Annotated in this window: 23 protein-coding genes; 4 read left to right on the forward strand and 19 right to left on the reverse strand. The window is 70.7% G+C overall.

Annotated elements, in window-relative coordinates; translation table 11 throughout:
• Positions 1–72: 72 nt before the first annotated feature.
• The 11 genes from kynU to OO67_RS00905 form a co-directional block, all read right to left on the reverse strand.
• On the reverse strand, positions 73–1,260 hold the full coding sequence (gene kynU, locus OO67_RS00855) for a kynureninase (RefSeq protein ID WP_033296604.1): 1,188 nt from the start codon (positions 1,258–1,260) through the stop codon (positions 73–75).
• Positions 1,253–2,101 carry a tryptophan 2,3-dioxygenase family protein gene (locus tag OO67_RS00860; RefSeq protein ID WP_033296605.1) on the reverse strand — a complete coding sequence of 283 codons (849 nt, stop codon included), beginning with the start codon at positions 2,099–2,101 and terminating at the stop codon, positions 1,253–1,255. The genes kynU and OO67_RS00860 overlap by 8 nt, the downstream gene beginning before the upstream one ends.
• 154 nt (positions 2,102–2,255) lie before the next feature.
• The gene (locus tag OO67_RS00865) at positions 2,256–2,669 is read right to left on the reverse strand and encodes a DUF3151 domain-containing protein (protein ID WP_033296606.1); all 414 of its coding nucleotides are present in this window, start codon (positions 2,667–2,669) and stop codon (positions 2,256–2,258) included.
• Between the two features lie 3 nt (positions 2,670–2,672).
• On the reverse strand, positions 2,673–4,172 hold the full coding sequence (locus OO67_RS00870; RefSeq protein ID WP_033296607.1) for a DHA2 family efflux MFS transporter permease subunit: 1,500 nt from the start codon (positions 4,170–4,172) through the stop codon (positions 2,673–2,675).
• Positions 4,173–4,374: 202 nt separating this feature from the next.
• Entirely contained in the window at positions 4,375–5,406 is a 1,032-nt protein-coding gene (fbaA, locus tag OO67_RS00875; protein ID WP_033296608.1) for a class II fructose-bisphosphate aldolase, read from the reverse strand.
• 166 nt (positions 5,407–5,572) lie between these two features.
• Positions 5,573–6,112 carry an orotate phosphoribosyltransferase gene (gene pyrE, locus OO67_RS00880; protein ID WP_033296609.1) on the reverse strand — a complete coding sequence of 180 codons (540 nt, stop codon included), beginning with the start codon at positions 6,110–6,112 and terminating at the stop codon, positions 5,573–5,575.
• A 30-nt stretch (positions 6,113–6,142) separates the two neighbouring features.
• Positions 6,143–6,976, reverse strand: coding sequence for an aldose epimerase family protein (locus tag OO67_RS00885; protein WP_033296610.1), 834 nt, complete (start codon positions 6,974–6,976; stop codon positions 6,143–6,145).
• Between the two features lie 30 nt (positions 6,977–7,006).
• Complete coding sequence (locus OO67_RS00890; RefSeq protein WP_033296611.1) at positions 7,007–7,984, reverse strand: SRPBCC domain-containing protein; 978 nt, start codon at positions 7,982–7,984, stop codon at positions 7,007–7,009.
• A gap of 83 nt (positions 7,985–8,067) precedes the next feature.
• Complete coding sequence (locus tag OO67_RS00895) at positions 8,068–9,666, reverse strand: polyamine aminopropyltransferase (protein WP_033296612.1); 1,599 nt, start codon at positions 9,664–9,666, stop codon at positions 8,068–8,070.
• Positions 9,667–9,794: 128 nt separating this feature from the next.
• Positions 9,795–10,316, reverse strand: coding sequence for a DUF2617 family protein (locus OO67_RS00900; RefSeq protein WP_033296613.1), 522 nt, complete (start codon positions 10,314–10,316; stop codon positions 9,795–9,797).
• A 303-nt stretch (positions 10,317–10,619) separates the two neighbouring features.
• On the reverse strand, positions 10,620–10,910 hold the full coding sequence (locus OO67_RS00905) for a hypothetical protein (RefSeq protein WP_033296614.1): 291 nt from the start codon (positions 10,908–10,910) through the stop codon (positions 10,620–10,622).
• A 126-nt stretch (positions 10,911–11,036) separates the two neighbouring features.
• Between OO67_RS00905 and OO67_RS00910 the strand changes: the two genes are divergently transcribed.
• Positions 11,037–12,218, forward strand: coding sequence for a pyridoxal phosphate-dependent aminotransferase (locus OO67_RS00910; RefSeq protein WP_033296615.1), 1,182 nt, complete (start codon positions 11,037–11,039; stop codon positions 12,216–12,218).
• A 163-nt stretch (positions 12,219–12,381) separates the two neighbouring features.
• On the opposite strand, the gene OO67_RS00915 is transcribed toward OO67_RS00910, so the two are convergent.
• From OO67_RS00915 to clpB, 3 genes are all read right to left on the reverse strand, one after another.
• Positions 12,382–12,927: a type III secretion system chaperone family protein gene (locus OO67_RS00915; RefSeq protein ID WP_033296616.1), complete on the reverse strand. Its 546-nt coding sequence runs from the start codon at positions 12,925–12,927 to the stop codon at positions 12,382–12,384.
• A gap of 70 nt (positions 12,928–12,997) precedes the next feature.
• Positions 12,998–14,266, reverse strand: coding sequence for an MFS transporter (locus tag OO67_RS00920; protein WP_033296617.1), 1,269 nt, complete (start codon positions 14,264–14,266; stop codon positions 12,998–13,000).
• 339 nt (positions 14,267–14,605) lie between these two features.
• Positions 14,606–17,203, reverse strand: a complete 2,598-nt coding sequence (clpB, locus tag OO67_RS00925; protein WP_033296618.1) for an ATP-dependent chaperone ClpB — start codon at positions 17,201–17,203, stop codon at positions 14,606–14,608.
• Between the two features lie 139 nt (positions 17,204–17,342).
• Here clpB and OO67_RS00930 point away from each other — a divergent pair, with 139 nt between their 5' ends.
• Positions 17,343–17,744, forward strand: coding sequence for a pyridoxamine 5'-phosphate oxidase family protein (locus OO67_RS00930; protein ID WP_033296619.1), 402 nt, complete (start codon positions 17,343–17,345; stop codon positions 17,742–17,744).
• A gap of 111 nt (positions 17,745–17,855) precedes the next feature.
• On the opposite strand, the gene OO67_RS00935 is transcribed toward OO67_RS00930, so the two are convergent.
• Positions 17,856–18,176 (reverse strand): Rieske (2Fe-2S) protein, encoded by a 321-nt coding sequence (locus OO67_RS00935; protein WP_033296620.1) that lies wholly within the window; start codon positions 18,174–18,176, stop codon positions 17,856–17,858.
• 508 nt (positions 18,177–18,684) lie between these two features.
• On the opposite strand from OO67_RS00935, the gene OO67_RS00945 reads away from it, so the two are divergent.
• Positions 18,685–19,530 (forward strand): hypothetical protein, encoded by an 846-nt coding sequence (locus tag OO67_RS00945; RefSeq protein WP_033296622.1) that lies wholly within the window; start codon positions 18,685–18,687, stop codon positions 19,528–19,530.
• Positions 19,531–19,716: 186 nt separating this feature from the next.
• On the forward strand, positions 19,717–20,724 hold the full coding sequence (locus OO67_RS00950) for a helix-turn-helix transcriptional regulator (RefSeq protein ID WP_033296992.1): 1,008 nt from the start codon (positions 19,717–19,719) through the stop codon (positions 20,722–20,724).
• Between the two features lie 33 nt (positions 20,725–20,757).
• On the opposite strand, the gene OO67_RS00955 is transcribed toward OO67_RS00950, so the two are convergent.
• The 4 genes from OO67_RS00955 to dnaK all read right to left on the reverse strand — a co-directional run bounded on the left by OO67_RS00955 (position 20,758) and on the right by dnaK (position 24,984).
• Entirely contained in the window at positions 20,758–21,204 is a 447-nt protein-coding gene (locus tag OO67_RS00955; RefSeq protein WP_033296623.1) for a heat shock protein transcriptional repressor HspR, read from the reverse strand.
• Position 21,205: 1 nt separating this feature from the next.
• Positions 21,206–22,393: a molecular chaperone DnaJ gene (gene dnaJ / locus OO67_RS00960; protein ID WP_033296624.1), complete on the reverse strand. Its 1,188-nt coding sequence runs from the start codon at positions 22,391–22,393 to the stop codon at positions 21,206–21,208.
• 93 nt (positions 22,394–22,486) lie between these two features.
• A complete protein-coding gene (grpE, locus tag OO67_RS00965) occupies positions 22,487–23,137 on the reverse strand; it encodes a nucleotide exchange factor GrpE (protein ID WP_031090705.1) in 651 nt (216 codons plus the stop codon).
• The gene (gene dnaK / locus OO67_RS00970; protein ID WP_033296625.1) at positions 23,134–24,984 is read right to left on the reverse strand and encodes a molecular chaperone DnaK; all 1,851 of its coding nucleotides are present in this window, start codon (positions 24,982–24,984) and stop codon (positions 23,134–23,136) included. Before dnaK ends, grpE begins: the two co-directional genes overlap by 4 nt.
• Positions 24,985–25,206: the final 222 nt, after the last annotated feature.

Raw genomic sequence — 25,206 nt, forward strand, 5'->3', positions numbered from 1 at the left:
ACCAGTACGACGGACCGCCGCCGCACGGGCCCGGAGGGGTGGACCCGTACGGCCGCGGGCGCCCGGCCGGTCTCAGACCGCCAGCACCTCCGCGAGGATCCGCGCCGCCCTCTCCGCGTCGGCGAAACCGACGTAGAGCGGGGTGAAACCGAAGCGCAGGACGTCCGGGCGGCGCAGGTCACCGACCACTCCGCGCTCGATGAGTGCGCGCATCACCGCCTCCGCGTCGTCGCACCGCAGCGAGACCTGGCTGCCGCGCTCCGCGTGGGCGGCCGGGGTGACCGGCGCGACCCGGCCCTCGGGCACGTAGGCGGCGACGCACTCCAGGAAGAAGTCGGTCAGCGCCAGGGACTTGGCCCGCACCGAGTCCACCGATACGCCGTCCCACACGTCCAGCGACGCTTCCAGGGCCAGCATGGACAGGATGTCCGGGGTCCCGACCCGGCCCCGTACGGAACCGTCCGCGGGGGCGTAGCCCGGCGTCATCGCGAACGGGTCGGCGTGCGAGGTCCACCCGGGCAGGGGCGAGTCGAAGACCGTCTGATGGCGCTCGGCGACGTACAGGTAGGCAGGCGAACCGGGCCCGCCGTTGAGGTACTTGTACGTACAGCCGACGGCCAGGTCCACGCCGTGCGCGTCGAGACCCACCGGCAGGGCCCCGGCGCTGTGGCACAGGTCCCAGACCGCGAGCGCACCGGCCTCGTGGGCTGCGGCGGTGAGGCCGGGCAGGTCGTGCAGCCTGCCCGTGCGGTAGTCGACGTGGTTCAGCAGGACGGCCGCCGTGCGCGGGCCGAGGGCGGATCGCACGTCGGCCGGGGTGACGGGGACGACGCGGTGACCCGTCATCCGGGCCGCCGACCCGGCGATGTACCCGTCCGTGGGGAAGGTCGTCGCGTCGACGAGGATCTCGTCGCGCCCCTCGCCGGCGAGGCGGGTCGCGGCGACGACGGCCTTGAAGACGTTCACGCTGGTGGAGTCGCCCACCACGATCTGCCCGGGGGCCGCCCCGACCAGCGGGGCGATCCGGTCGCCGATCCGCTCGGGCGCGGTCCACCAGCCGCTCTCGTCCCAGGAACGGATGCGCAGCGCGCCCCACTCGCGGGTGATGACGTCCTGCATGCGCGCGGGGACGTGGCGGGGCAGCGCACCCAGCGAGTTGCCGTCGAGGTAGACGGAGTCGTCGAGGATGAACAGCTCGCGCAGCGCGGCCAGTTCGTCGGCGGTGTCGAGCGCCTCGGCGCGCTCCTTGAAGTCAGACATGGCTACGGGCCGTCCACAGCTCGGGGAACACGCTCTTGGTGGCCCGCTTCTCCAGCCAGGCGACCCCGGCCGATCCGCCGGTGCCGGTCTTCGACCCCATCGCCCGCCGGGTGGCGGTCAGGTGGTCGTTGCGCCATCGCCACACGAGCTCGCCGACATCGGTCAGCACCTCGCCGAGGCGTACGAGCTCGGCGTTCTGGTCCGGGTCGGCGTAGATCTCCGCCCATACGGCCTCGACCGCGGGGGACGGCTCGTACTTCTGCGACAGGTCCCTCCGGAGCACCGACTGCGGCACGGCGTATCCACGGCGGGCGAGCAGGGCGAGCGTCTCGTCGTACAGGCCGGGCTCGTGGAGCGCCTTCTCCAGCTCGGCGTGGACGCGGGGCGCGCCCCGGTGCGGCACGAGCATGGAGGCGGACTTGTCGCCCAGCAGGAACTCCATCCGGCGGTACATCGCCGACTGGAAGCCGGACCCCTCGCCGAGGGACCCCCGGTAGGAGTTGAACTGGGCGGGGGTGAGGCCGGCGAGCGGCTTCCAGGAGGCGTTCAGCGCCTCCAGCTCCCGCAGCGAGCGCTTCAGCGCGTCACGGGCGACCGGTATGCGGTCCTCGCGCAGGGCGTGCGCCGCCGTCTCCCACTCGTGGACGATGACCGTGAACCACAGCTCCATGACCTGGGTGGTGACCAGGAAGACCATCTCGCCGGGATCGTCCGAGCGCAGGTGCTGGAGGTGGGTCAGGACATCCGCCTGGACGTAGTCCTCGTACGGGGTCGTTCCCGCGAAGTCCAGGTGCGGGGTCTCCGCACCGGTGGCTTCGGGGCCGGGGTGGTTCGTCGACATTTCTGTCTCCTCGACACGAGCTTCCGGGTAGCGGTCCGCCCCTTCCTCTGAGGTGGTGGAGCTCCGGTCCCCTGCTCGGCATCCTAACGGCCTTCCGCCGAACGCGTCGGGCCCCGCGGGCTACGGCCCGCGGGGCCCGGAAGGCGGGGTCGTGTCAGCCCAGGATGTCTGCGGCGGTCTGCGAGGAGTCACGCAGGAAGGACGAGCAGCGCTCGTACTCCTCCTGCTCGCCGATGGCCTGCGCGGCCCGTGCGAGCGCGTGCAGGGCGCGCAGGAAGCCGCGGTTCGGCTCGTGCTCGAACGGGACGGGGCCGTGGCCCTTCCAGCCCGCGCGGCGGAGGGCGTCGAGGCCGCGGTGGTAGCCGGTGCGCGCGTACGCGTACGACTCGACGACCCGGCCGCCCTCGTACGCCTCGTCGGCGAGCTGCGCCCAGGCCAGCGAGGACGTGGGGTACTTCGCCGCGACATCGGCGGGCGCCGTGCCGCTCGCGAGCAGCTCGCGCGGCTCCGGGTCGTCGGGCAGGTGGGTCGGGGCAGGGCCCCCGAGAAGGTTCTCGTGGATGGACATGGTTCAAGTGTGCCTGGGCCGGGGTTCCGGCTCCAATGGCGGGGCCGAGACCCCGCAGTGCACCGAGCACTCCGGACGGCTCTCCGGCCGGGCCTCGGGAACGGACCGTACGGCCCACCAGGCGATCACCGAACCCGCCACGAGCAGCCCGGCGCACATCGGCATGGCCCGCCGGAACGTCGAGGCGAACTCGCCCGCGTCGCGGTACGCCTCCGGGCCCATCCCGGCCAGCAGCGGGAGCGCGGCCACCGCGAGCAGCCCGGCGGCCCGCGCGGCCGCGTTGTTGATACCGCTGGCGAGCCCGGCCCGGCCGGTGTCCACGGCGGCCAGAACGGTCGCGGTGAGGGGGGCCACGAGGGTGACCATGCCGAGGCCGAGCACCAGCACGGCGGGCAGGACGTCCCCCAGGTAGGAGGCGCCGGGGCCGACCCGCAGCATCAGGAGCATCCCGGCAGCCGCCAGCAGCGGCCCGACGGTGAGCGGGATCCGCGGCCCGATACGCCGCCCCAGGTCGCCCGCCGACGCCGAGAAGAGCAGCATCAGCACGGTCGTGGGCAGGAGCGCGGTCCCCGCGCCGAGCGCCGAATAGCCGGCGACCACCTGGAGCTGGATCGCGGACAGGAAGAAGAAACCGCCGAGGGCCGCGTAGACACAGAACGTGACGATGTTGACGGACGTGAACTGGCGGGACGCGAAGATCGACGGCGGCACCATCGGTTCGGCCCTGCGCCGCTCCACCCGTACGAACGCCACCCCCAGGACCACACCGCCCAGCGCCGCGCCGATCACCGTGACGGACGCGCCCTGCTCCGGCACCTCGATCAGCGCGTAGGTGACCAGGGCGAGCGCCAGGGCGGCGAGGGCTGCCCCGAGCACGTCGAAGCGGCCGTGCGCGTCCGGGTCCCGGGACTCCGGCACGTGGCGCAGGGCCACGGGAACGCAGACGGCGGCCAGCGGGAGATTGAGCAGGAACACCCACCGCCAGCCCGGCCCGTCCACCAGCCACCCACCGAGGAACGGCCCGACGGCCGCCCCGACCCCGCCGAACCCGGACCAGAGCCCCACGGCACGGGCCCGGTCGTCGGGGTGGAAGCCCGCCTGGATGATCGCCAGCGACCCGGGGGTGAGCAGCGCGCCCCCGACACCCTGCAACGCCCGTGAGGCGACGAGCACCTCCGCGTTCGGCGCGATCCCGCACAGCAGCGAGGCCACGGCGAACCAGACCACCCCGAGGACGAACACCCGCCGCCGTCCGAACCGGTCCCCGAGCGCGCCCCCGAGCAGGATCAGCCCGGCGAGGGTGAGCATGTAGGCGTTGACGGTCCACTGCAGCGCGGCCAGATCGGTGCCGAGGTCCTCGCCGATGCGGGGGAGGGCCACATTGATGACCGTGGAGTCGAGCAGGGCCATGCTGGACCCGAGCACGGTGGTCAGGACGACCCAGCGCCCCACGGGCGAGGCAACCCGGATCCCGTCGCCGTCCGCGCCGTCCGTGTCAGTCATACGAGCAGGATCACCGCTGCCGGACCGGGCGGCCATTCATGGCCCCCACCCGGCCGGGGTACGCACCCGGTGCCCCGGCAGCCGACGACGTCGCCGGGATCCTGGCGCGCGGACGGCCCACCGCGGGGTACCGGCACCCCGGACACGGAGCGGGCCCGGCCTCCGAAGGGAGACCGGGCCCGCTCGTACATCCGTGCAGTGCCTACTTCAGCCTGGTGCCCGAGGAGCGCAGGTTGGTGCAGGCCTCGGTGACCCGTACGGCCATGCCCGCCTCGGCGGACTTGCCCCAGCTGCGCGGGTCGTAGACCTTCTTGTTGCCGACCTCGCCGTCGACCTTCAGCACGCCGTCGTAGTTGCGGAACACGTGGTCCACGATCGGGCGGGTGAAGGCGTACTGGGTGTCGGTGTCGAGGTTCATCTTCACGACGCCGTTCTCCAGCGCGGTGGCGATCTCCTCGGCCGTGGAGCCCGATCCGCCGTGGAAGACGAAGTCGAACGGCTGGCTGCCGGCCGGCTTGCCGTACTTGGCGGCGACGCCCTGCTGGAGGTCCTTGAGGAGCTCGGGGCGCAGGACGACGTTGCCCGGCTTGTAGACGCCGTGGACGTTGCCGAAGGACGCCGCGAGCAGGTAGCGGCCCTTCTCGCCCAGTCCGAGCGCCTCGGCGGTACGCAGCGCGTCGTCGACGGTCGTGTACAGCTCGTCGTTGATCTCGTGCGTGACGCCGTCCTCCTCGCCACCGGTCGGGGTGATCTCGACCTCGAGGATGATCTTGGCTGCGGCGGCCTTGGCCAGCAGTTCCTGGCCGATGGCCAGGTTGTCCGCGAGGGTCTCGGCCGAGCCGTCCCACATGTGCGACTGGAACAGCGGGTTCAGACCCTTGGCGACGCGCTCCGCGGAGACGTCGAGGAGCGGACGCACATAGGCGTCCAGCTTGTCCTTGGGGCAGTGGTCGGTGTGCAGCGCGACCGTGATGTCGTACTTGGCGGCGACGATGTGCGCGAACTCGGCCAGGGCTACGGCGCCCGTCACCATGTCCTTGTTGTGCTGGCCGCCCAGGAATTCGGCACCACCGGTGGAGATCTGGACGATGCCGTCGCTCTCCGCCTCCGCGAAGCCGCGCAGTGCAGCGTGCAGGGTCTGGGTCGACGTCACATTGATGGCCGGGTAGGCGAACTTGCCTGCCTTCGCCCGGTCGAGCATCTCGGCGTAGACCTCGGGGGTTGCGATGGGCATCTGTCCGCTCCTTGGGATGTGCGGGTGTGCAGTGCTTGGTCCCTGACCTGGGGGCGACGTCATCGTCGCCCTTATCATCCCAGACTCTCGCTTCGGCTCCGCGCTGCCCGTCGAGTACCGCTCCCCGTTTCACGTGAAACGGGGAGCGCACCGAGGAAGGACCAGGTCAGGACAGGTCGAGGTCCGCCACCGAGTAGACCTGGACGTACGGCAGACCCGCCTCGGCGATCGCCGGAGCGGCGCCGCGCTCCACGATCACGGCGACCGCCACGACCTCACCGCCGGCCTCGCGCACCGCTTCGACCGCGGTCAGAGGCGAGCCACCGGTCGTCGAGGTGTCCTCGACGACGAGGCAGCGACGGCCCTTGACGTCCGTGCCCTCGATGCGGCGCTGCATCCCGTGGGCCTTCTGCGCCTTACGGACGACGAAGGCGTCCAGGCTCGTCCCACGCGCCGCCGACGCGTGGAGCATCGAGGTGGCCACCGGGTCGGCGCCCAGGGTCAGGCCCCCGACACAGTCGTACTCCAGCTCGGCGGTGGCATCGAGCATCATCTGGCCGACCAGCGGCGCGGCTTTGCCGTCCAGCGTGATCCGGCGCAGGTCGATGTACCAGTCGGCTTCCAGACCCGAGGAAAGGGTCACTTTGCCGTGTACCACGGCCTTGTCCTTGATCTGCTGGAGCAGCTCAGCGCGTACGTCAGTCATGTCAACGAGGGTAAGGGCTGCCGGGGTGGGTCAGAGCCGTACCCAGCTCCAGGTGGTCGTGATCTCCAGGGGCTCGATCGGGGTGACCAGCCGGGGGGCCGTGTTCAGCCCGTTCGGCGGCCCGGACTGCGGCTCGACGCAGACCGCCTCCGCCTGCTCGTCGTAGATCACCACCCACTCGTCCCGGCTCTTGACCGTCAGCTCCAGCTGCTCGGGCCAGGTGAGCCGCACGTCGACGCCTTCGGGCATCCCGAAGCAGTCGTCCCACGTGCCGGGGACGGGGTCTCCCTCGCTCGACAGGAGCTGAGAGCTCGGGGAAGGGTCGATCCGGCGCCCGGTCGGCAGGTGGTTGTCGCCCCTCTCCTCCTGCCAGGCCGGGTCGAAGGCGATCCGCACGTCCTGGGCACCGAGGTTCCGGAGGAACCAGGGATGCCACCCGGCCTGTGCGGGGAAGGAGTCCCCGTACGTCTCGATGCCGAGGCTCAGCGTCAGTGATTCCTCGGTCAGCTCGAAGGACTGCGTCACCCGGCCCTCGTACGGCCACGGGTCGGCCAGATCGTAGAAGAAGGCCGCTTCCGCCTCGCCCTGCCGGGCCGGCTTCCAGGTGGTGTCGCGGCCGGTGCCGTGGATGGCGTGCGGCGGCGAGTTCAGCGGCATCTGGTGCAGCTCGCCACCGTTACGGAACAGGCCGTTCTCGGTGCGGCCGCACCACGGCACCATGGGGAAGCAGCCGTACCGCTCGCCCTGACGCAGCAGTTCGGTGCCCCCGATCCGCAGGCTGCTGATCCGGCAGCCGTTCACGGGGTCAACGGTCAATTCGACGTCGCCGGCGGTCAGCCGTGCGTTCTTCACAACTCTGCTCACCCCCCGACACTACTGGCGCGGGGCGGCTCGCTACGGCCTCCTGCGCCGCAGAGCCCTGCCCACCACCACGGCCGAGGCGATCACCAGGGCGGCTGCCGGGGCGGCCCAGCGCAGCGTGATGCCGGCGGCGCCCGCCTCGGGGGACGGCACCGGGGCGTACCGGCCGCGCGGCGGGGCGTGGTCGACCTCCTCGGTACTGCGGCCGATCATGGTGCGGCGGGCGTGCGCGGCCTCGGCCGGCGGCTCGTCCGGCACGGTGAACTCCATCTCCTCGGAGGGGTCGAGCGACGGCGGCGGAACGGGCGCGTCGAACACGGACTTGCTGTCGGCGGACTCCTCGCCGGCTGAGCCCTCGCCCGCGGACTCCTCGCCGGCGGACGGCGGTTCGGCGGACGGAGCGCCGGCGGACGTCGGCTCGGCGGACGGCGGCTCGGCGGACGCGTCCGGAGAAGGCGGCGTCCCGGCGGACGGCGTCTCGGGAGACGTCGGCTCCGCGGACGGCGGCTCGCCGGACCGGTCACCGCCCGACGGCTCCACCGTCGGCCCGCCGGACTCCGGTCCACCGTCCCTCGACGCCAGGGACTCCGTCACCAACTGCTGCGTGAAGCGGTCCAGCAAGCGCTGCGCCGCGGCGAGCGCCGCGGACGCGTCCAGCTCCACGATGCGGCCGTCGCCGCTCGCCGTGCCCGTGAAACCGATCGTCGTTCCGCCGTCCGTCTCGGAGAGGCGGACGGTCAGCGCCAGCTTCGCCGTGCCGGCGCCCCGGGCCTCCACCCCCTCCCCGGTCACGGAGAAGGAATCACCCCCGTCCGAAGGCCGCAGCGTCAGCGCCCCCCGGTACGTGATCGTGTGGCCGTCGGCGCGGAACCTCAGCCGGCCGGCCAGCGGCCCCGCCGACGCGTCGGCATCCTGCTGGAGCCCCGGCACGCAGCGCGCGACGCGGGCGGGATCAGCCAGCGTCCGCCGCAGGGACGGGACCGGAACCGGAACGAACACCTCATGCTCCATACCGCCCGAGCCTACTCAGCCCCGGCCGTCCCGTCAGCGCTTCCACCCCCGGACGCCGTGCGGACCGCGCCGCCCCGCCGTGCTCACGGTTCCTCCCAGTACCGCGGGTGGACCAGCGTCGACGGCTGCACCCCGTGCTGCCGCACCCGCTCCGCCGCACGCCGGCCTGCCAGCAGCTCCCGCTCCCCCAGCGTCCGCAGGGGCGGTGCCCCCGGATCCATGCCGAGCCGGCCCACCGGCTGCCGGGCCGCCAGCACGAATCCCCAGCCCTTCGGTGTCCCCGTCCCGCCCGTGGCGCCGTCCGCGACCGCCGCGAAGCCGCTGAGGCGCCCGTCGACGCGGTACGGCCGGGTAGCCAGGCCGCCCGCCCGCACCGACGCCTCCACCGTCCAGAACGTCGCCGGCCTGGCGCTCGGCGGCCCCGCGTGCACCACCAGCCGCCCGTCCGGCTCCATGGCCCCGGCGACCAGCCCGTAGAACTCGGTGGCGTAGAGCTTCGTGCTCGCCGTGATCCCCGGGTCGGGGAGATCCGAGATCACCACGTCGAAACGTTCGTGCGTGGTCCGCAGCCAGGCGAAGGCGTCCCCGGTGACCGCCGTCAGCCGGGGATCGTCGTACGCGTGCCCGTTCAGCGTGGAGAGTGCCGGGTCCGTGCGGGCCAGCCGGGTGACGGCCGGATCGAGCTCGACCACCACCACGGACGTGACATCCGGATAGCGCAGCACCTCACGGGCGGCGAGTCCGTCGCCCCCACCCAGGATGAGCACCCGCCGGTGCGGCCCGTTCATCGCCGGGTGCACGAGCGCCTCGTGGTAGCGGTGCTCGTCCCGGGAGCTGACCTTCAGCCGGCCGCCCAGCCAGAGGTCGAGCGAGCCGCTCACCGGACCGGTGAGGACGATCTCCTGCACCTCGGTCTGCATGGCGACCCGCACCTCGTTCCCGTACACCGCACGCCGTGCCGCCCGCTCGAAGTCGTCGACCAGGACGGAGGCCGTGGCCAGCAGGGCGATCACCGCGCCGTTGACGACGATCAGCAGCCGGCGTGACCGCGGACACAGATCGCGCCGGAACACCCACAGCACCAGCGCCCCGCCCGCCGCCGCGTTGACCGCTCCGGTGAACAGCGCCCCGGTCAGCTGGCCCATCATCGGCAGCAGCAGGAACGGGAAGGCCAGCCCGCCGACCAGCGCGCCCACGTAGTCGGCGGCGAAGAGGTCCGCGACCGCCCCGCCCGCGTCCTGGCGGTCGACCCGCTGGATCAGTGTCATCAGCAGCGGGATCTCCGCGCCGATCAGGATCCCGATCGCGAGCGAGAAGCCGACCAGCGTGTGACGCGACTCCCCGAGCCAGGCGAACGACGCGTAGAGGATGAGCGCCGAGGTGCCGCCGACGAGCGCGAGAGCGGCCTCGATCAGACCGAACCCCACGGCGGCGTGACCGCGTAAACGTTTCGCGAGCAGCGAGCCGATGCCCATGGCGAACACCATCACGGACAGCACGACCGATGCCTGCGTGACCGAATCACCGATGAGGTACGAGGCCAGCGCCACCAGCTCCAGCTCGTACACCAGACCGCACGCGGCGCAGACGAAGACCACGGCCAGCACGAGGAAACGGCCGGTCCCCGGCCGTACGGGAAGCCGCGTCGCGCCCCCTCGCAGCGGCATCTGCTGGTCGATCATGAAACGAACGCTACGTGACGGTGCTGTTGCTTCTTGTCACCCACACGTGTGTAAGCGGCGCGCGCCCGGCACCCGCTCACCGCCCCGCGCGGGCCCGCCGCGCCGGCCCGGACCGGCACGATCGCCCCTCACGGCACCGCTGCCGGCACCCGCGCTCTCACCCGCGTCCGGGTCACCACCAGCTGCCCCTCCTGCGGATACGCGTGCCAGGTCCGCCACCGCACCTGCCCCTCCGTCCGCTGGGCGAGCATCGCGGTGAAGGCGTGAGGGCTGCCGGGGAACGTCCCCGCCAGACCGTGCGGATGGTCTGCGACCAGCGCGAGCAACTCCTGGGCGCGGCCCGCGAACGAGCCCTCCGAGAGCGTCTCGACGCGTGCCGCGAACTCGTAGTCCCAGTCACCCAGACTCTCGGCGACACCCAGCGGCAGCGGCGCACTGCTGCCCGGCAGACAGGCGACGGTCTCGGAGCAGGTACGGCGCTCCTCCTCCAGCAGGACCTGGTGAGAGGCGCCGAGCAGCCGCAACTGCACTTTCGCGCCCCCTAGTTCGAGGTCGAGTACGGCGAGGGCGGGCAGCGGCTCCCGCCCGAGCGTCCATGCCAGATCGGCGGCTCGGGTATCGGAATAGGCGGTCTGAAGGGTCGTGAGCATGGATCGGCTCCGCAGGACACACAGGGACACGTGGACAGGAGGTACCCCCGTGCGGCGCACGTGGGGGAGGAGGAGCCCGATCCGGCCCAACTGGGGCCCGGGGGCTGAATGTTCTCTACATCGATGCAATCACGAAGTACGTCGCGCTCACAGCGCTTTTACCCAACTTGCCGTGGTTTCCATCCCTCAGGGGGCAGGACGGTTCACCTGTTCCCGCGCTCCCAACAAAAAGGTGTCCGGCGGGAGTTACCCCCCACCGGACACCTCGGACGCCCTCGTACGGCAGAGGACGGACGGACCTTGTCAGTTGCCCCCGCCGCAGCCACCGCCACCGCCGCAACTGCTGCTGCTGCCGCCGCTGCTGCTGCTTCCACCCCCGCAGGAATGGCCGCCGGAGTCACCACCGCCGCTGTCCCCGGCCCACCAGCTGCCCCCGCTCGAGCTCCCTCCCCCGCCACCGTCCGAACTGCTGCGGCCCGCGCGCCGGGCGCGTCCCGGCGACGCCGCCTTCTTCCGGCCGCCCGACCCTGTGACGAGGGCGGCGACCCCCACCACCACGATCACCAGGAACACGATGAAGACGAACAACTCCATCGACCTCACATCCTTCTCTCCCCCGAAGCGAGGTCCCCGCTTCTCAAGTGAGCGTTGGATTCCCATCGCCCGCCGCGCCCAAAGCAGACTTGAGCAACTCCAGAGCTTCGGCACAGGATGGCGCCCATGACACAGGGACGACCGCTGCTCAACCGCCGCCTCACCGAGTTCGGCACGACGATCTTCGCGGAGATGTCGGCGCTGGCCGCACAGACCGGATCGATCAACCTCGGTCAGGGTTTCCCCGACACGGACGGCCCCGAGGAGATCCTCGAGGCCGCGGTCCGCGCCCTGCGCGCCGGCCACGGCAACCAGTACCCGCCGGGCCCCGGGATCCCCGAGCTGCGCTCCGCGGTCGCGGAGCACCAGCGACGGCACTACGGACTGGAGTACGACCCCGACGCCGAGGTCCTGGTCACCACGGGCGCCACGGAAGCGGTCGCCGCCTCCCTGCTCGCCCTCCTGGAGCCCGGCGACGAGGTCATCGCCCTGGAGCCGTACTACGACTCGTACGCCGCCTGCATCGCCATGGCGGGCGGCACCCGCGTCCCCGTCACGCTCCGCCCGCACGAGGGCGCCTACCGGCTCGACCTCGAGGAGCTCCGCGCCGCCGTCACACCCCGCACCCGGCTGATCCTGCTCAACACCCCGCACAACCCGACGGGCACCGTCCTGACCCGGGACGAACTGGCGGCCGTCGCCGCACTCGCGTGCGAGCGGGACCTCCTGGTCGTCACCGACGAGGTCTACGAGCACCTCGTCTTCGAGGGCGAGCACATCCCCATCGCGTCCTTCCCCGGCATGCGGGAGCGCACGGTCACCATCAGCAGCGCGGGCAAGACCTTCTCGCTCACGGGCTGGAAGATCGGCTGGATCACCGCGAGCCCGGAACTGGTCACAGCGGTCCGCTCCGCGAAGCAGTTCCTGACGTACGTCTCCGGCGGCCCGCTCCAGTACGCCGTCGCGGAGGCGCTGCGGCTGCCCGAGAGCTATTTCGACGCGCTGCGCGCGGATATGCGCACCAAGCGCGACCTGCTCGGTACGGGCCTCGCGGAGGCGGGCTTCGACGTCTACGAGCCCGCCGGGACGTACTTCGTCACCACCGACATCCGCCCGCTCGGCGAGGGCTCCGACGGCTTCGCCTTCTGCCGGGCCCTCCCCGGACGCTGCGGGGTCGTCGCCGTCCCGAACGCGGTCTTCTACGACCATCGCGAGCAGGGTGCGCCCTTCGTGCGCTTCGCGTTCTGCAAGCGCACGGACGTGCTCACCGAAGCGGTCACCCGGCTGAAGACCCTCCGGGCGTCCTGACCACGCGGAGCCTCGGGGCGGCCCGGCTCGGCGAACCACAGCCGCGGCCGCCCCTGGCCCTCCGGCCTCGGGCACCCCGGCGCAGGCACGGCGGAGGCCCGGTCCGGGGCGGCGGCCGCAAGGGCCGCGCCCCGGACCGGGCCTCCGCCGTCCGGCCGCGGGATCAGGCCTCCGTGGGCTCGTCGCCCTCCGGCTTCTCCTCCGCGGTCTCCAGGCCCAGACGCTCCACGAGCCACTTGTCGAACTCGATCGAGGCCCGCACCCAGCTGACCGTCGAGGAGACGAAGTGCTCCAGGCTGACGCCGGTGCCGATGAGCATCTGCGCCTCACCGACGAGTCGCACGGAGCCCGCGGCACCCTCGTCGCCCTCGTGGGCGTGCGTGTAGACCTTGGGCCACAGGGTGCGGCGGTTCCAGTCGTCGATCGCGTCGAGCAGCACGGGGCGCTGGTCCAGGGCGTGGGGACGGTCGTAGAAGGTCCGGACCGAGAAGACCTGCTGCTCGTCCTCGCCGCGGAACATGAAGTACGTCCGGAAGTCTTCCCACGGCGCGGCGAGGTCGCCCTCGTCGTCGACGACGAACTTCAGCTCCATCTGCTCGAGAAGCTGCTTGACGAGGTCCTGGTCCGGGACCACGGGGCCCTCGGGTCCTGCCGCCTGCGGTTCGGGCTGGCCCCCGAAGTTGGGGATCGAGGTCGGGTCGATAGACATCGCTGGGTACTCCTGTGGATCGCACGTGGTTTCCTGGCTTCGACCCTAGCCGCGATCGCGGCCGGTGGTCCTACGCGCTCAGGGGAATCGTCCCGCCGCTCCTTCCCCTGGCCCGCGACCAGGAAACCGCGACGAGGACGGCGCAGAGCGTACCGACGACGCCCGCCCCGCCGATCGTCCGTGCCGAGGAGTCCGTCAGCTCCGCGGCCAGGCCGCCCGCCGCGACACCGATCCCCTGCATGGCGGTCAGCCCGGACCTGGCGAGTCCGAGCGCCTGACCGCGCTGGTCGGCAGGGGTGAGCAGGACGAAGGTCGCCCCGGCGGTGATCTGGTACGCGGAGCACACCCCCGACACCAGCAGCACCAGCAGGGCCACCCCGACGCCCGGGCCCGCCCAGTAGACGACCAGCGGCAGGTTCGCGCCCACCGCGAGCGGCCCGAGCAGCCGGCGGCGCCGCTCGGCCCCGATCCCCGGGCGCCCGAGGAAGGCCGCGCCGAGGACCATTCCGGCGGGATGCGCGGCGAGCAGCAGCCCCACCGAGGCGGCGCCCCCGCCGGCCTCCTCCGCGAAGGGGGCGGCGAGGCCCTCCGGCAGCACGATGAACCCGGCCAGCCAGCCCAGCGCGACCAGGGACCGCAGCCGGGGGTCCGACCAGATCAGTGATGCCGCCCTGCCCACCTGGGTGTGCAGCCGCTTCGGCCGCGCGTCGGCGCTCGTGTCCACCGGTCGCGCCTTCACACCCAGTCTGATCAGGACCGCGGAGATCAGGAACGTCAACGCGTTCAGCCCCAGCGAGAGGTGGCTGCCCAGCCACACGACGAGCACGCCACCGGCGCCGAAGCCGATCAGCTGTCCGGCCTGGTAGGTGATCATCATGACCCGCTGCCCCCGCTCGTACAGGCGCTCGCCCAGGACGGCCGGCATGAGGGCGCCCTTCGACGCCCCGAACGGCGCCTCGGCGAGCTGCGCCAGCACCAGCAGTCCCGCCAGGAGCGGCAGAGGGGTACCGGGCAGGGCCATGAGCCCGACGAGGGCGGCACGCACCAGGTCGCACCCGATCATGACCGTGCGCCGGGGGAACCGGTCGGCGAGACCGGAGAGGAGCACCCCGGACAGCAGGGCGGGCAGAGTCGTCAGGGCGTAGGTCGCCGCGGTCCAGCCGGCCGACTCGGTGCGTTCGAACACCAGCAGCGACAGCGCGACCCGGGCCAGCTGGTCACCGAGGACCGACTGAGCGAAAGCCACCCACAGAGTACGAAATTCGCCGTGCCGAATGAGACTGCCACTCGTGCCGTTCTCCGGCTCCGCACTCGCCTCGCCGGGTATCCGCTCCGTCATGCGCGTACCTTACCGGTCTCCGAATTCGGCACCGCCGCTTCCGACGCAAAAGGAAAAGGCCCGAACTCCCCTGATATCGCGTGGAACACGATCACCCGGGCAACCGGAGTCCCACTTTCTGTCGAGCGTGCGGATATGTATCGCCCGGATACAAATAACAGCGTCCGGAGCCTGCACCACATCCGCACTTCAGCCACGGAATGTAAATATTCGGCTCAATTTCGTGGGCCGGACCCACCCATGATGCATGCCAGATGCACGAATCAATAGGGACGGACCCGCACATGCGTGTCCCCGGCCGGGGGACGAGGTCATCCGGCCGGGGACGGGGGGCCAGGGCTACAGGCTCTTGACCTCCGTCGCCGGCCCCACGACCAGTCCGTCGGCGGCCCGGTCCACCCGGACCGTGTCGCCGTCCTTGACCTCGCCCGCGAGGATCTCCTTGGCCAGCCGGTCGCCGATCGCGGTCTGGATGAGCCGGCGCAGCGGCCGGGCACCGTACGCCGGGTCGTTGCCCTCCACGGCCAGCCAGGCCAGCGCCTCGGGCGTGATGTCGAGGCGGATCCGCCGGTCGGCCAGCCGCTTGGCGAGGCTCTCCACCTGGAGGCCCGCGATGTGGGCCAGCTCGTCGCCGGACAGTGCGGAGAAGACGACCAGATCGTCGAGCCGGTTGAGGAACTCCGGCTTGAACGAGGCCCGTACGACCTCCAGGACCTGCTCCTTCTTCACCTCGGGCTCGGTCAGAGGGTCGATCAGGAACTGGCTTCCCAGGTTCGACGTGAGGATCAGGATCGTGTTGCGGAAGTCCACCGTCCTGCCCTGCCCGTCGGTGAGCCGGCCGTCGTCGAGCACCTGGAGCAGGATGTCGAAGACCTCGGGGTGCGCCTTCTCGACCTCGTCCAGCAGCACGACGCTGTACGGGCGGCGGCGGACCGCCTCCGTGAGCTGCCCGCCCTCCTCGTAACCGACGTAGCCGGGCGGGGCACCCACGAGGCGGGCGACGCTGTGCTTCTCGCCGTACTCGCTCATGTCGATGCGGATCATGGCCCGCTCGTCGTCGAACAGGAAGTCCGCGAGCGCCTTGGCGAGCTCCGTCTTGCCGACCCCGGTCGGACCGAGGAAGAGGAACGAGCCCGTGGGCCGGTCGGGGTCGGCGATCCCCGCGCGGGTGCGGCGCACGGCGTCCGACACGGACCGCACGGCCTCGGTCTGGCCGATCAGCCGCCTGCCCAGCTCGGCCTCCATCCGCAGCAGCTTCTGGGTCTCGCCCTCCAGGAGGCGTCCGGCCGGGATCCCGGTCCAGGCGCCGACGACATCGGCGATGTCGTCCGGGCCGACCTCCTCCTTGACCATCGTGTCCTTGGAGGCCTGCTCGGCCTCGTCCGCCTCCGCCAGCTCCCGCTCCAGCCCGGGGATCTCCCCGTACAGCAGCTTGGAGGCGGTGTCGAAGTCGCCGTCGCGCTGCGCGCGCTCGGCCTGTCCGCGCAGCTCGTCGAGGCGCTCCTTGAGCTCACCGACGCGGTTCAGGCCCTGCTTCTCCTTCTCCCAGCGGGCGGTGAGACCGCGCAGCTCCTCCTCCTTGTCGGCGAGGTCGCGGCGGATCTTCTCCAGGCGCTGCTTGGAGCCCTCGTCGGTCTCGTTCTTGAGGGCCAGCTCCTCCATGTGCAGCCGGTCGACGGAGCGCTGGAGCTCGTCGATCTCCAGGGGGGAGGAGTCGATCTCCATGCGGAGCCGCGAGGCCGCCTCGTCGACCAGGTCGATGGCCTTGTCGGGGAGGAAGCGGGAGGTGATGTACCGGTCGGAGAGGGTCGCCGCGGCCACCAGCGAGGAGTCGGCGATCTGGACCTTGTGGTGCGCCTCGTAGCGCCCCTTGAGGCCACGCAGGATCGCGATGGTGTCCTCGACGGACGGCTCGGCCACCAGGACCTGCTGGAAGCGGCGCTCCAGCGCGGGGTCCTTCTCGATGCGCTCGCGGTACTCGTCCAGCGTGGTGGCGCCGACCATGCGGAGCTCACCCCGGGCGAGCATCGGCTTGAGCATGTTGCCCGCGTCCATCGCGGAGTCGCCGCCGGCGCCCGCGCCGACGACGGTGTGCAGCTCGTCGATGAAGGTGATGATCTGCCCGTCGCTCTCCTTGATCTCGGAGAGGACGGTCTTCAGGCGTTCCTCGAACTCACCCCGGTACTTGGCGCCCGCGACCATGGCCCCGAGGTCCAGGGAGACGAGCCGCTTGTTCCGCAGGGACTCGGGGACGTCGCCCTTGACGATGCGCTGGGCGAGCCCCTCGACGACGGCCGTCTTGCCGACGCCGGGCTCACCGATGAGCACGGGGTTGTTCTTCGTACGGCGCGACAGCACCTGCACGACGCGGCGGATCTCCTGGTCACGGCCGATGACCGGGTCCAGCTTGCCCTCGCGTGCGGCGGCCGTGAAGTCCGTACCGAACTTCTCCAGCGCCTTGTACTGGCCTTCGGGGTCGGGGGTGGTCACCCGGCGCCCTCCCCTGCTCTTCTCGAACGCGTCCAGCAGCTTCTTCGCACTGGCTCCCTGTCCGTCGAGGATCTCACCGGCACGGCCGCCCTTCGCAGCGACGGCGATCAGCAGGTGCTCGGTGGAGAGGTAGTCGTCGCCGAGTTCCCTGGCCCGCTGGTCGGCGTCGGCGATGACGGCGAGCAGGTCGCGGTTGGGCTGTGGAGGTGCCACGGTCGACCCGGTGACACTGGGCAGGGCGCCGAGGAGCCGTTCGGTCTCCGTGCGCACGGCCACCTGGTCGGCGTCGACGGCGGCCAGCAGATCGATGATGTTCGCGTTGTCCTCGCCCGCGAGCAGCGCAAGCAGCAGGTGCCCGGGGGTCAGATCGGGATGCCCGTCCTTCACGGCCCTGCTGGTGGCCGCGTTGAGGGCGTCCCGGCTCTTGTTGGTCAGCTCGGCGTCCACGGGCGCTGTCTCCTCCTCGTGTCTGGTACTGCAGAGAACTTTGACTCGAACAACGGGTACAAAGTTGAGTCTATTCCACTCAAGGGCGTTCCGGTGCCTCCCCGGGCGCCCACGACTCCCCGGTCTCTAGGCTGAACCCATGCCTGACGTTCGCAACCCCGGCCCCGAGTACCTCGCGTTCTGGCGGGAGCGCCATGTGTGCACCCTCACGACGCTCCGCCCCGACGGCACACCGCATGTGGTGCCGGTCGGCGTGACGTACGACCCGGAGACACGGCTCGCCCGCATCATCACGGGCGGAAACACCAGGAAGGTCGCCCACGTCCTGGCGGCGGGCCCCGAAGGGGCACGCGTCGCGGTCTGCCAGATGCAGGGGCGCCGCTGGGCGACCCTGGAGGGCGTGGCGGTGGTCCGTACGGAGCCCGCGGAGATCCAGGACGCGGTACGCCGCTACGCCGAGCGCTACGAGCGCACCCCGCGGCACAACCCCGAGCGGGTCGTCATCGAGATCGCCGTCGACAGGGCGCTCGGAAAAGGCTGAGAAACAAAGAAATCATTTCCGGACAGCACAACGGCGCCATCGTGTTCAGGTCACGATGGCGCCGCTGTGTGGGGGAAGTGCCGGAACGATATGTAACGACGGGGGAATCGTTCAGGCACTGCGGGGGGTGGCGGAAATGGCTTCTTGTTCGAACAGCTCATGATCGCGCTGATCGAGATTTACAAAAATCATGCCGTACCTCACGGCACAGCGAACCGGCTGCGGCGCTCCGCGCGGCCGGCGAAGACAGCGATAGGCGCGGATGTCGTCATCCGTTTCCATGACGACGACGATGGGCTCCCCGAACAGGGTGACCATCAACGAATCGCCCTGGCGGGTAAGTGCCGTGAGCAGATCGATGAAGTGCCACCCTGAGCGGTAGGCCGTGGCCATCTCCCGCCGGAAGGTGCGGTCGTCCGGAGGGGTGGTCATGCGCCGGCGTGGGTCGGAGCCGCACCCCACGTGATGTCACCCGTGGCCACACCCCATGTGATGTCGCCGCCCTCAGCCGCACCCCACGTGATGTCGCCCGGAGCAGCCCCCCACGTGATGTCACCGGGAGCCGCCTGCTCGGCCGTCGCAACTCCCCAGGTGATGTCATGGGTACCCACCGCACCGTATGCCAGGGCCCCCACGAACGCAGTGGCAAGCACCGAGCGAAGCATTCGCTTAGACATTTCGGCTTCGTCCTCACTTGATGGATTCATCTCCCCCGCAATCAAGACGATGTCTCACGCGGACACGCAAGCACCACCGGATCGATGCATCATGTTCCTGCACGTTCAGGAACATGGGGGGTGGAGATATGTGCACAAGTGGCTCAAAGGCGTCACATCCTCACGGGATCACCCAACTATGCGATGCGGGGCAGGCCCTCTACGCCAGCGCGCTGCGGTCCGGACGCATACCGCGCGCGGAGGTCGAACCAGCCCCCTGCCTGATGGACTTCGCCCTGCTCCACCCCGATCCCGACGATGCCGACTGGCTGCGCCCGGTGCCGCCCTCGGCGGCGCTCGCCCAGAGGCTGCACCCGATAGAGCGGGAGATCCAGGAGCGGAGGCGCCACTCCCTGGAGCTGACCGAGTCCTTCGAGCCCTTCATGGACATCAGCGCCCAGGACCCGCCGACCACACACGCCATCACCGTGCTGGAGGGCAGCACGCGCATCAACGCGGCCATCGACGCCGCCACCGCGGAGTGCCACACCGAAGTACTCACGGTGCAGCCGGGGGGCGGACGGAGCGAGGACATCCTCAGCAAGGGGCTGGAGCGGGGCAAGGCGGTGGTGGACCGCGGCGTCAGCATCCGCACGCTCTACCAGCACACGGTACGCCACCACCAGGGGACGTTCGCGTACGCGGAGAGGCTCGCCGAAGGCGTGGCGATCCGCACGCTGGAGGAGCTCGTGGAACGACTCCTCATCTTCGACCGGACCGTCGCCTTCATTCCCGCCCAGGACGACCGGACGGTCGCCCTGGAACTCCGGCACCCGGGTCTCGTCTCCTACCTGACCAGTGTCTTCGAGCAGCTCTGGCAGAGCGCCACCCCACTTCTGGAGGACATCCGGTACGAGCCGACCCCGGTCGGGATCAGCGGCGTCCAGCGCTCCATAGCCCAGCTCCTCGTCGAAGGTCACGTCGACGACTCCATCGCCCGCCGCCTCGGGATGAACGTCCGCACCTGCCGGGCGCACATCGCCAAACTGTCGGCCACCCTGGGCAGCACCAGCCGCGCCCAGCTCGGGTACCTGATCGCACGTTCAGGAATCCTCGACCAGGAATCCTGAACGTGCGAGGCTCGAGGTACCCCCGCCCCGAAGCCGGAGGACGAGTCCGCGCACAGCGTGTGAGTGCGGCCGCGCCCGCATCGGACCGGGCGAGTTCCCCTCTCGCCCGGCCCCTCCAGACTCCCCCGCGGGCGCCGCTTCCACCACCGTCATCTTTTTGCACTGCACAAAGTGAGGGGTCATCAAATCGATACCCATGAGGCGAACCCGGCACATTCCCACGGCCCCCGGGAGCTCTGCGAACCGGCGCTCCAGCTGTACGAGGAGGCGCTGCGTGTGGGGCGGGTCTCCCGCACCGCCCTGGCGTCGGCCCCGTGCCTGATCGAGATGTCCCTGGTCCACCCCGACACCGGCGACGACGCGTGGATGCGCCCCGTCCCGCCGTCCGCCGCACTGGCCCACCTGCTGCAGCCCATCACCCGTGAGATCGACGAACGAATACGGCTGAGCACCGCTCTGAGCCGGGTGCTGACACCGCTGGCGTCCGTCGCCGACGAGAACCCCAACCTGGCGATCACCGTGCTCGACGGGAGGCCGCAGATCGTGTCCGCCCTCCGGGAGGCCGCCCTCCACGCGAGGGAGGAGGTGCTGACGGCGCAGCCCGGGGGCAACCGGCTGGAGCACCACATGAGGCAGGGGCTGGAGAACGCCCGTTCGGCGATCGCCGGAGGAGCCAGGCTCCGGCACATCTACCAGCACCCGGCCCGCTACAACTCCCGGGTCAAGGACTACGTGTCACAGGTGCCCGGCGACTGCCTCCAGGTCCGCACGGTGGAACAGACCGTCGAACGGCTCATCATCTTCGACCGCACCGTCGCCTACATACCCGCCACCCCCGAACGCAACGTGGCCCTGGAGATCCGCCACCCGGCCCTGGTGCGCTACCTCGTCCAGGTCTACGAGGTCCTCTGGGCGCAGGCGACCCCGCTCACCCAGCAGCTCCCCACGACCGCCCCCGGCGCCCAGGTCACGGCCGTCCAGCAGAGCATCGCCCGGCTCCTCGGCGAGGGCCACGTCGACGACGTGGTGGCACGCAAGCTGGGCATCAGCGTCCGGACCTGCCGCTCCCACATCGCCAAGCTCATGCAGGCCCTGGGGGCCACCAGCAGGACCCATCTGGGCGTCCTGATCATGCGGTCCGGCATCGTGGACACCGCCCCGGCCACGGGGAAGGGGTCCGTCCCGGAGTCGTGAGACTCCGGGACGGACCCCTTCCGGCCGGCCGGCTCAGTCCTTGGGCCGCTTCGGCCGCCAGACCACCAGCGCACCGGCCTGCTGCACATCCTGGTACGGCACCAGATCACGCCGGTAGGAGGCGTGCACCTGGGCCTCGCGCTGCTGCATGGCCACGGCCGCGCCGTCCACCGCCGCCGACAGCTCGGCCACGCGCTGCTGGAGTGCGGCGACCTGGTTCTCCAACTCGATGATGCGCTTGATGCCCGCGAGGTTGATGCCCTCGTCCTGCGACAACTGCTGGACGGTGCGCAGCAGTTCGATGTCACGGGCCGAGTAGCGCCGTCCGCGTCCGGCCGTGCGGTCGGGCGAGACCAGGCCGAGGCGGTCGTACTGGCGCAGTGTCTGCGGGTGCAGGCCCGAGAGCTGGGCCGCGATCGAGATCACGTAGACCGGGGACTCGTCGGTCAGCTGGTACGGATTGCGTCGACGGCCGTCCATCTCAAGCTCCCTTCGCAGCCTGGAACAGCTCCGCCCGCGGGTCCTCCCCCGCGGTCGACTTCCGATAGGCCTCCAGCGCGTCCTGGGCGTCCGCGCCGAGGTCCGTGGGTACGGTCACCTCGACGGTGACCAGCAGGTCGCCCCGGGTGCCGTCCTTGCGGACTGCGCCCTTGCCACGAGCCCGCATCGTACGGCCGTTGGGCGTACCGGCCGGGAGTTTCAGGGTGACCGGAGGCCCTCCGAGCGTGGGGACCTTCACCTCGCCGCCGAGCGCCGCCTCCGGGAAGGTGACGGGAACGGTGACGGTGAGGTTGTCGCCCTTGCGGCCGAAGACCGGGTGGGCGTCGACGTGGACGACGACGTACAGGTCGCCCGCCGGGCCACCGCGCTCGCCCGGGCTGCCCTTGCCGCGCAGCCGGATCCGCTGGCCGTCCAGCACCCCTGCCGGGATCCTGACCTGCATCGTGCGGGCCGACTTCGCCCGGCCGCTGCCCTTGCAGACCTCGCAGGCGTCCTGGGCGATGAGGCCCCGGCCCTTGCAGTCCACGCAGGGATCGGTGAGGGAGAACCCGCCGCCTGTACCGCGCGACACCTGGCCGGTGCCGACGCACGTCGGGCAGACCCTCGGGGTGCCGTTCTTGTCGCCGGTGCCCGAACACGCCTTGCAGGGAGCCTGGCTGGACATCCGCAGCGGGACCGTGGCCCCGTCGACCGCCTCGGTGAAGCTGAGCGTCACCTCGGACTCGATGTCCTGGCCGCGCCGCGGCTGGACACGTGTGCCGGCACCGCCGCGGTTGAACAGTCCGCCGAAGACGTCACCCAGGCCGCCGCCACCGCCGAAACCGCCGGCGCCGGCGGTCTGGCCGCCGCCCGGGGCCCCGCCGAAGAGGTCACCCAGGTCGAAGTTGAAGTTGCCGCCCGCACCGCCGGGACCCGCCCGGAAGCCTCCGTTGCCGAAGAGTGCGCGCGCCTCGTCGTACTCCTTGCGCTTCTTGGGGTCACCGAGGACGTCGTTCGCCTCGGAGATCTCCTTGAAACGCTCCTCGGCCTTGGCGTCACCCTTGTTGGCGTCCGGGTGGTACTCGCGGGCGAGCTTCCGGTACGCCTTCTTGACCTCGGCGTCGGTGGCGTCCTTGGGGACGCCGAGGACCTTGTAGTAGTCCTTCTCGACGAAGTCCTTCGTGCTCATCGACGTCCCTCCTTCCGGACGATCGGCCGTGCGGCCGGCCGTGTGGCCGGCCGCACGCCCCGTCGGTGTTCACCGCAGTGGTCGGACGGAATGTCAGACCTCTTCGGTGCCACCGCTCTCCTCGTCGTCTGCCTTCTCTTCCTTGGCCGCCGCGGGCGTGGCGCCCGGCTGCGGCTCGGCCACGGCCACCCGCGCGGGGCGGATGGTGCGCTCCCCGATGCGGTACCCGGGCTGCAGGATCGCCACGCAGGTCGTCTCGGTGACGTCCGGCGCGTACGAGTGCATCAGGGCCTCGTGGATCGTCGGATCGAAGGGCTCGCCCTCCTTGCCGAACTGCTGGAGGCCGATCTTCGCGACGACCGTCTCCACCGATTCGGCCACCGCCTTGAAGCCGCCGACGAGCTCGCCGTGCTCCCGCGCCCGGCCGATGTCGTCGAGCACGGGCAGGAGGTCGGTCAGGAGGTTCGCCGCGGCGACCTCCTTGACCGTGACCCGGTCGCGCTCGACCCGACGGCGGTAGTTCTGGTACTCGGCCTGGAGCCGCTGGAGGTCGCCCGTGCGCTCGTTGAGCGCGGTACGGACCTGGTCCAGCTGAGCCGTCAGAGCCGCTGTCTGCTGTACGTCCCCGGCCGGGGCCGCCGCCTCCTCCTCGGAGGGTGCGGCTGCCTTCGGCTCGGCGTCGTCGGCTTCGGCGCCGGAGGGGACGTCAGGCTTCTCGTCGAAGCCCGGAGTCTCCTCGGTCACGCCGCACCGCCCTTCGTGTCCTTCTCGTCGTCCACGATCTCGGCGTCGACGACGTCGTCGTCGGCCTTGGCCTGACCGTCGCCCGGCGCCTCGGCACCCGGCGTCGCGCCCTCGGAGGCGTTGGCGTACATCGCCTGGCCCAGCTTCTGGGAGACGGCCGCCACCTTCTCGGTTGCGGTGCGGATCTCGGCGGTGTCCTCGCCCTTGAGCTTCTCCTTCAGCTCGGTGAGCGCGGTCTCCACCTCCGTCTTGACGTCGCCGGGGACCTTGTCCTCGTTGTCCTTGAGGAACTTCTCCGTCTGGTAGACGAGCTGCTCGCCCTGGTTGCGCGACTCGGCGGCCTCGCGACGGCGGTGGTCCTCGTCGGCGTACTGCTCGGCCTCTTCGCGCATCCGGTTGACCTCGTCCTTCGGCAGCGAGGAGCCACCGGTGACGGTCATCTTCTGCTCCTTGCCGGTGCCGAGGTCCTTGGCAGCGACGTGCATGATGCCGTTGGCGTCGATGTCGAAGGCGACCTCGATCTGCGGCACACCGCGCGGGGCCGGCGGCAGACCGGTGAGCTCGAACATCCCGAGCTTCTTGTTGTACGCCGCGATCTCGCGCTCGCCCTGGTAGACCTGGATCTGCACGGACGGCTGGTTGTCCTCGGCCGTCGTGAAGATCTCGGAACGCTTGGTCGGGATCGTGGTGTTGCGCTCGATGAGCTTCGTCATGATCCCTCCCTTGGTCTCGATGCCGAGGGACAGCGGGGTCACGTCGAGGAGCAGGACGTCCTTGACCTCACCCTTGAGGACACCGGCCTGGAGCGAGGCGCCGATGGCGACGACCTCGTCCGGGTTCACACCCTTGTTGGCGTCCTGGCCGCCCGTGAGCTCCTTGACGAGCTCGGCGACGGCCGGCATGCGGGTCGAGCCACCGACGAGAACGACGTGGTCGATCTCGGAGAGCTGGATGCCCGCGTCCTTGATCACGTTGTGGAACGGGTTCTTGCAGCGGTCCAGGAGGTCCGCGGTCAGCTGCTGGAACTGCGAGCGCGTGAGCTTCTCGTCCAGGTGCAGCGGGCCCTCGGCGGACGCCGTGATGTAGGGCAGGTTGATCGTGGTCTCGGTCGAGGACGAGAGCTCGATCTTCGCCTTCTCCGCGGCCTCGCGGAGACGCTGGAGAGCCATCTTGTCCTTGGACAGGTCCACGCCGTGCCCGTTGGCGAACTGCTTCACCAGGTAGTCGACGACCCGCTGGTCCCAGTCGTCACCACCGAGGTGGTTGTCACCGTTGGTGGCCTTCACCTCGACGACGCCGTCGCCGATCTCCAGGAGGGACACGTCGAAGGTGCCGCCACCGAGGTCGAAGACGAGGATCGTCTGGTCGTCCTTGTCGAGGCCGTACGCCAGGGCTGCGGCGGTGGGCTCGTTGACGATACGCAGGACGTTCAGGCCCGCGATCTCGCCGGCCTCCTTGGTCGCCTGACGCTCCGAGTCGTTGAAGTACGCCGGGACGGTGATCACCGCGTCGGTGACCTTCTCGCCCAGGTAGGACTCGGCGTCGCGCTTCAGCTTCTGCAGGATGAAGGCGCTCATCTGCTGCGGGTTGAAGTTCTTGCCGTCGAGCTCGATCTTCCAGTCAGTGCCCATGTGGCGCTTGACCGAACGGATCGTCCTGTCGACGTTGGTGACCGCCTGGCGCTTGGCCACCTCGCCGACAAGCACCTCGCCGTTCTTCGCGAAGGCGACGACGGACGGCGTGGTCCTGGCGCCTTCGGCGTTGGTGATGACGGTGGGCTCGCCGCCTTCGAGAACGCTGACGACGGAGTTAGTCGTGCCCAGGTCGATGCCGACCGCACGTGCCATTTCAATTCCTCCAACTGACTACTTGAGTGGATCTGACTCAAGGATGCATGACACCCACCCCGGAGTCAAAGGACCTGAGCCACTTACGCTCAACTTATGTGCTCGCATCCGCGCTGAGCAGGTGTTTCGCGTGTTCGGGCAACGCCGGAGGCTCTCCGGAGGTCTTCCATGGCCTCCTCGATCCGCGACACCGGCCGCGCGGCACGTCACACACACGCCTCC

Source organism: Streptomyces atroolivaceus (assembly GCF_000717025.1).
In the GTDB taxonomy this organism is placed as follows: Bacteria; Actinomycetota; Actinomycetes; order Streptomycetales; family Streptomycetaceae; genus Streptomyces; species Streptomyces atroolivaceus.

Excerpts from the sequence above, each read along its gene's own strand:
- OO67_RS00900 (WP_033296613.1), bottom strand. The coding sequence starts at position 10,316 with ATGCTCACGACCCTTCAGACCGCCTATTCCGATACCCGAGCCGCCGAT.
- OO67_RS00930 (WP_033296619.1), top strand. The coding sequence starts at position 17,343 with ATGCCTGACGTTCGCAACCCCGGCCCCGAGTACCTCGCGTTCTGGCGG.
- OO67_RS00870 (WP_033296607.1), bottom strand. The coding sequence starts at position 4,172 with ATGACTGACACGGACGGCGCGGACGGCGACGGGATCCGGGTTGCCTCG.
- kynU (WP_033296604.1), bottom strand. The coding sequence starts at position 1,260 with ATGTCTGACTTCAAGGAGCGCGCCGAGGCGCTCGACACCGCCGACGAA.
- OO67_RS00865 (WP_033296606.1), bottom strand. The coding sequence starts at position 2,669 with ATGTCCATCCACGAGAACCTTCTCGGGGGCCCTGCCCCGACCCACCTG.
- OO67_RS00935 (WP_033296620.1), bottom strand. The coding sequence starts at position 18,176 with ATGACCACCCCTCCGGACGACCGCACCTTCCGGCGGGAGATGGCCACG.
- OO67_RS00905 (WP_033296614.1), bottom strand. The coding sequence starts at position 10,910 with ATGGAGTTGTTCGTCTTCATCGTGTTCCTGGTGATCGTGGTGGTGGGG.
- OO67_RS00955 (WP_033296623.1), bottom strand. The coding sequence starts at position 21,204 with ATGGACGGCCGTCGACGCAATCCGTACCAGCTGACCGACGAGTCCCCG.
- dnaK (WP_033296625.1), bottom strand. The coding sequence starts at position 24,984 with ATGGCACGTGCGGTCGGCATCGACCTGGGCACGACTAACTCCGTCGTC.
- fbaA (WP_033296608.1), bottom strand. The coding sequence starts at position 5,406 with ATGCCCATCGCAACCCCCGAGGTCTACGCCGAGATGCTCGACCGGGCG.
- OO67_RS00920 (WP_033296617.1), bottom strand. The coding sequence starts at position 14,266 with ATGACGGAGCGGATACCCGGCGAGGCGAGTGCGGAGCCGGAGAACGGC.
- OO67_RS00895 (WP_033296612.1), bottom strand. The coding sequence starts at position 9,666 with ATGATCGACCAGCAGATGCCGCTGCGAGGGGGCGCGACGCGGCTTCCC.
- OO67_RS00945 (WP_033296622.1), top strand. The coding sequence starts at position 18,685 with ATGGACTTCGCCCTGCTCCACCCCGATCCCGACGATGCCGACTGGCTG.
- OO67_RS00890 (WP_033296611.1), bottom strand. The coding sequence starts at position 7,984 with ATGGAGCATGAGGTGTTCGTTCCGGTTCCGGTCCCGTCCCTGCGGCGG.
- OO67_RS00860 (WP_033296605.1), bottom strand. The coding sequence starts at position 2,101 with ATGTCGACGAACCACCCCGGCCCCGAAGCCACCGGTGCGGAGACCCCG.
- pyrE (WP_033296609.1), bottom strand. The coding sequence starts at position 6,112 with ATGACTGACGTACGCGCTGAGCTGCTCCAGCAGATCAAGGACAAGGCC.
- OO67_RS00910 (WP_033296615.1), top strand. The coding sequence starts at position 11,037 with ATGACACAGGGACGACCGCTGCTCAACCGCCGCCTCACCGAGTTCGGC.
- OO67_RS00915 (WP_033296616.1), bottom strand. The coding sequence starts at position 12,927 with ATGTCTATCGACCCGACCTCGATCCCCAACTTCGGGGGCCAGCCCGAA.
- dnaJ (WP_033296624.1), bottom strand. The coding sequence starts at position 22,393 with ATGAGCACGAAGGACTTCGTCGAGAAGGACTACTACAAGGTCCTCGGC.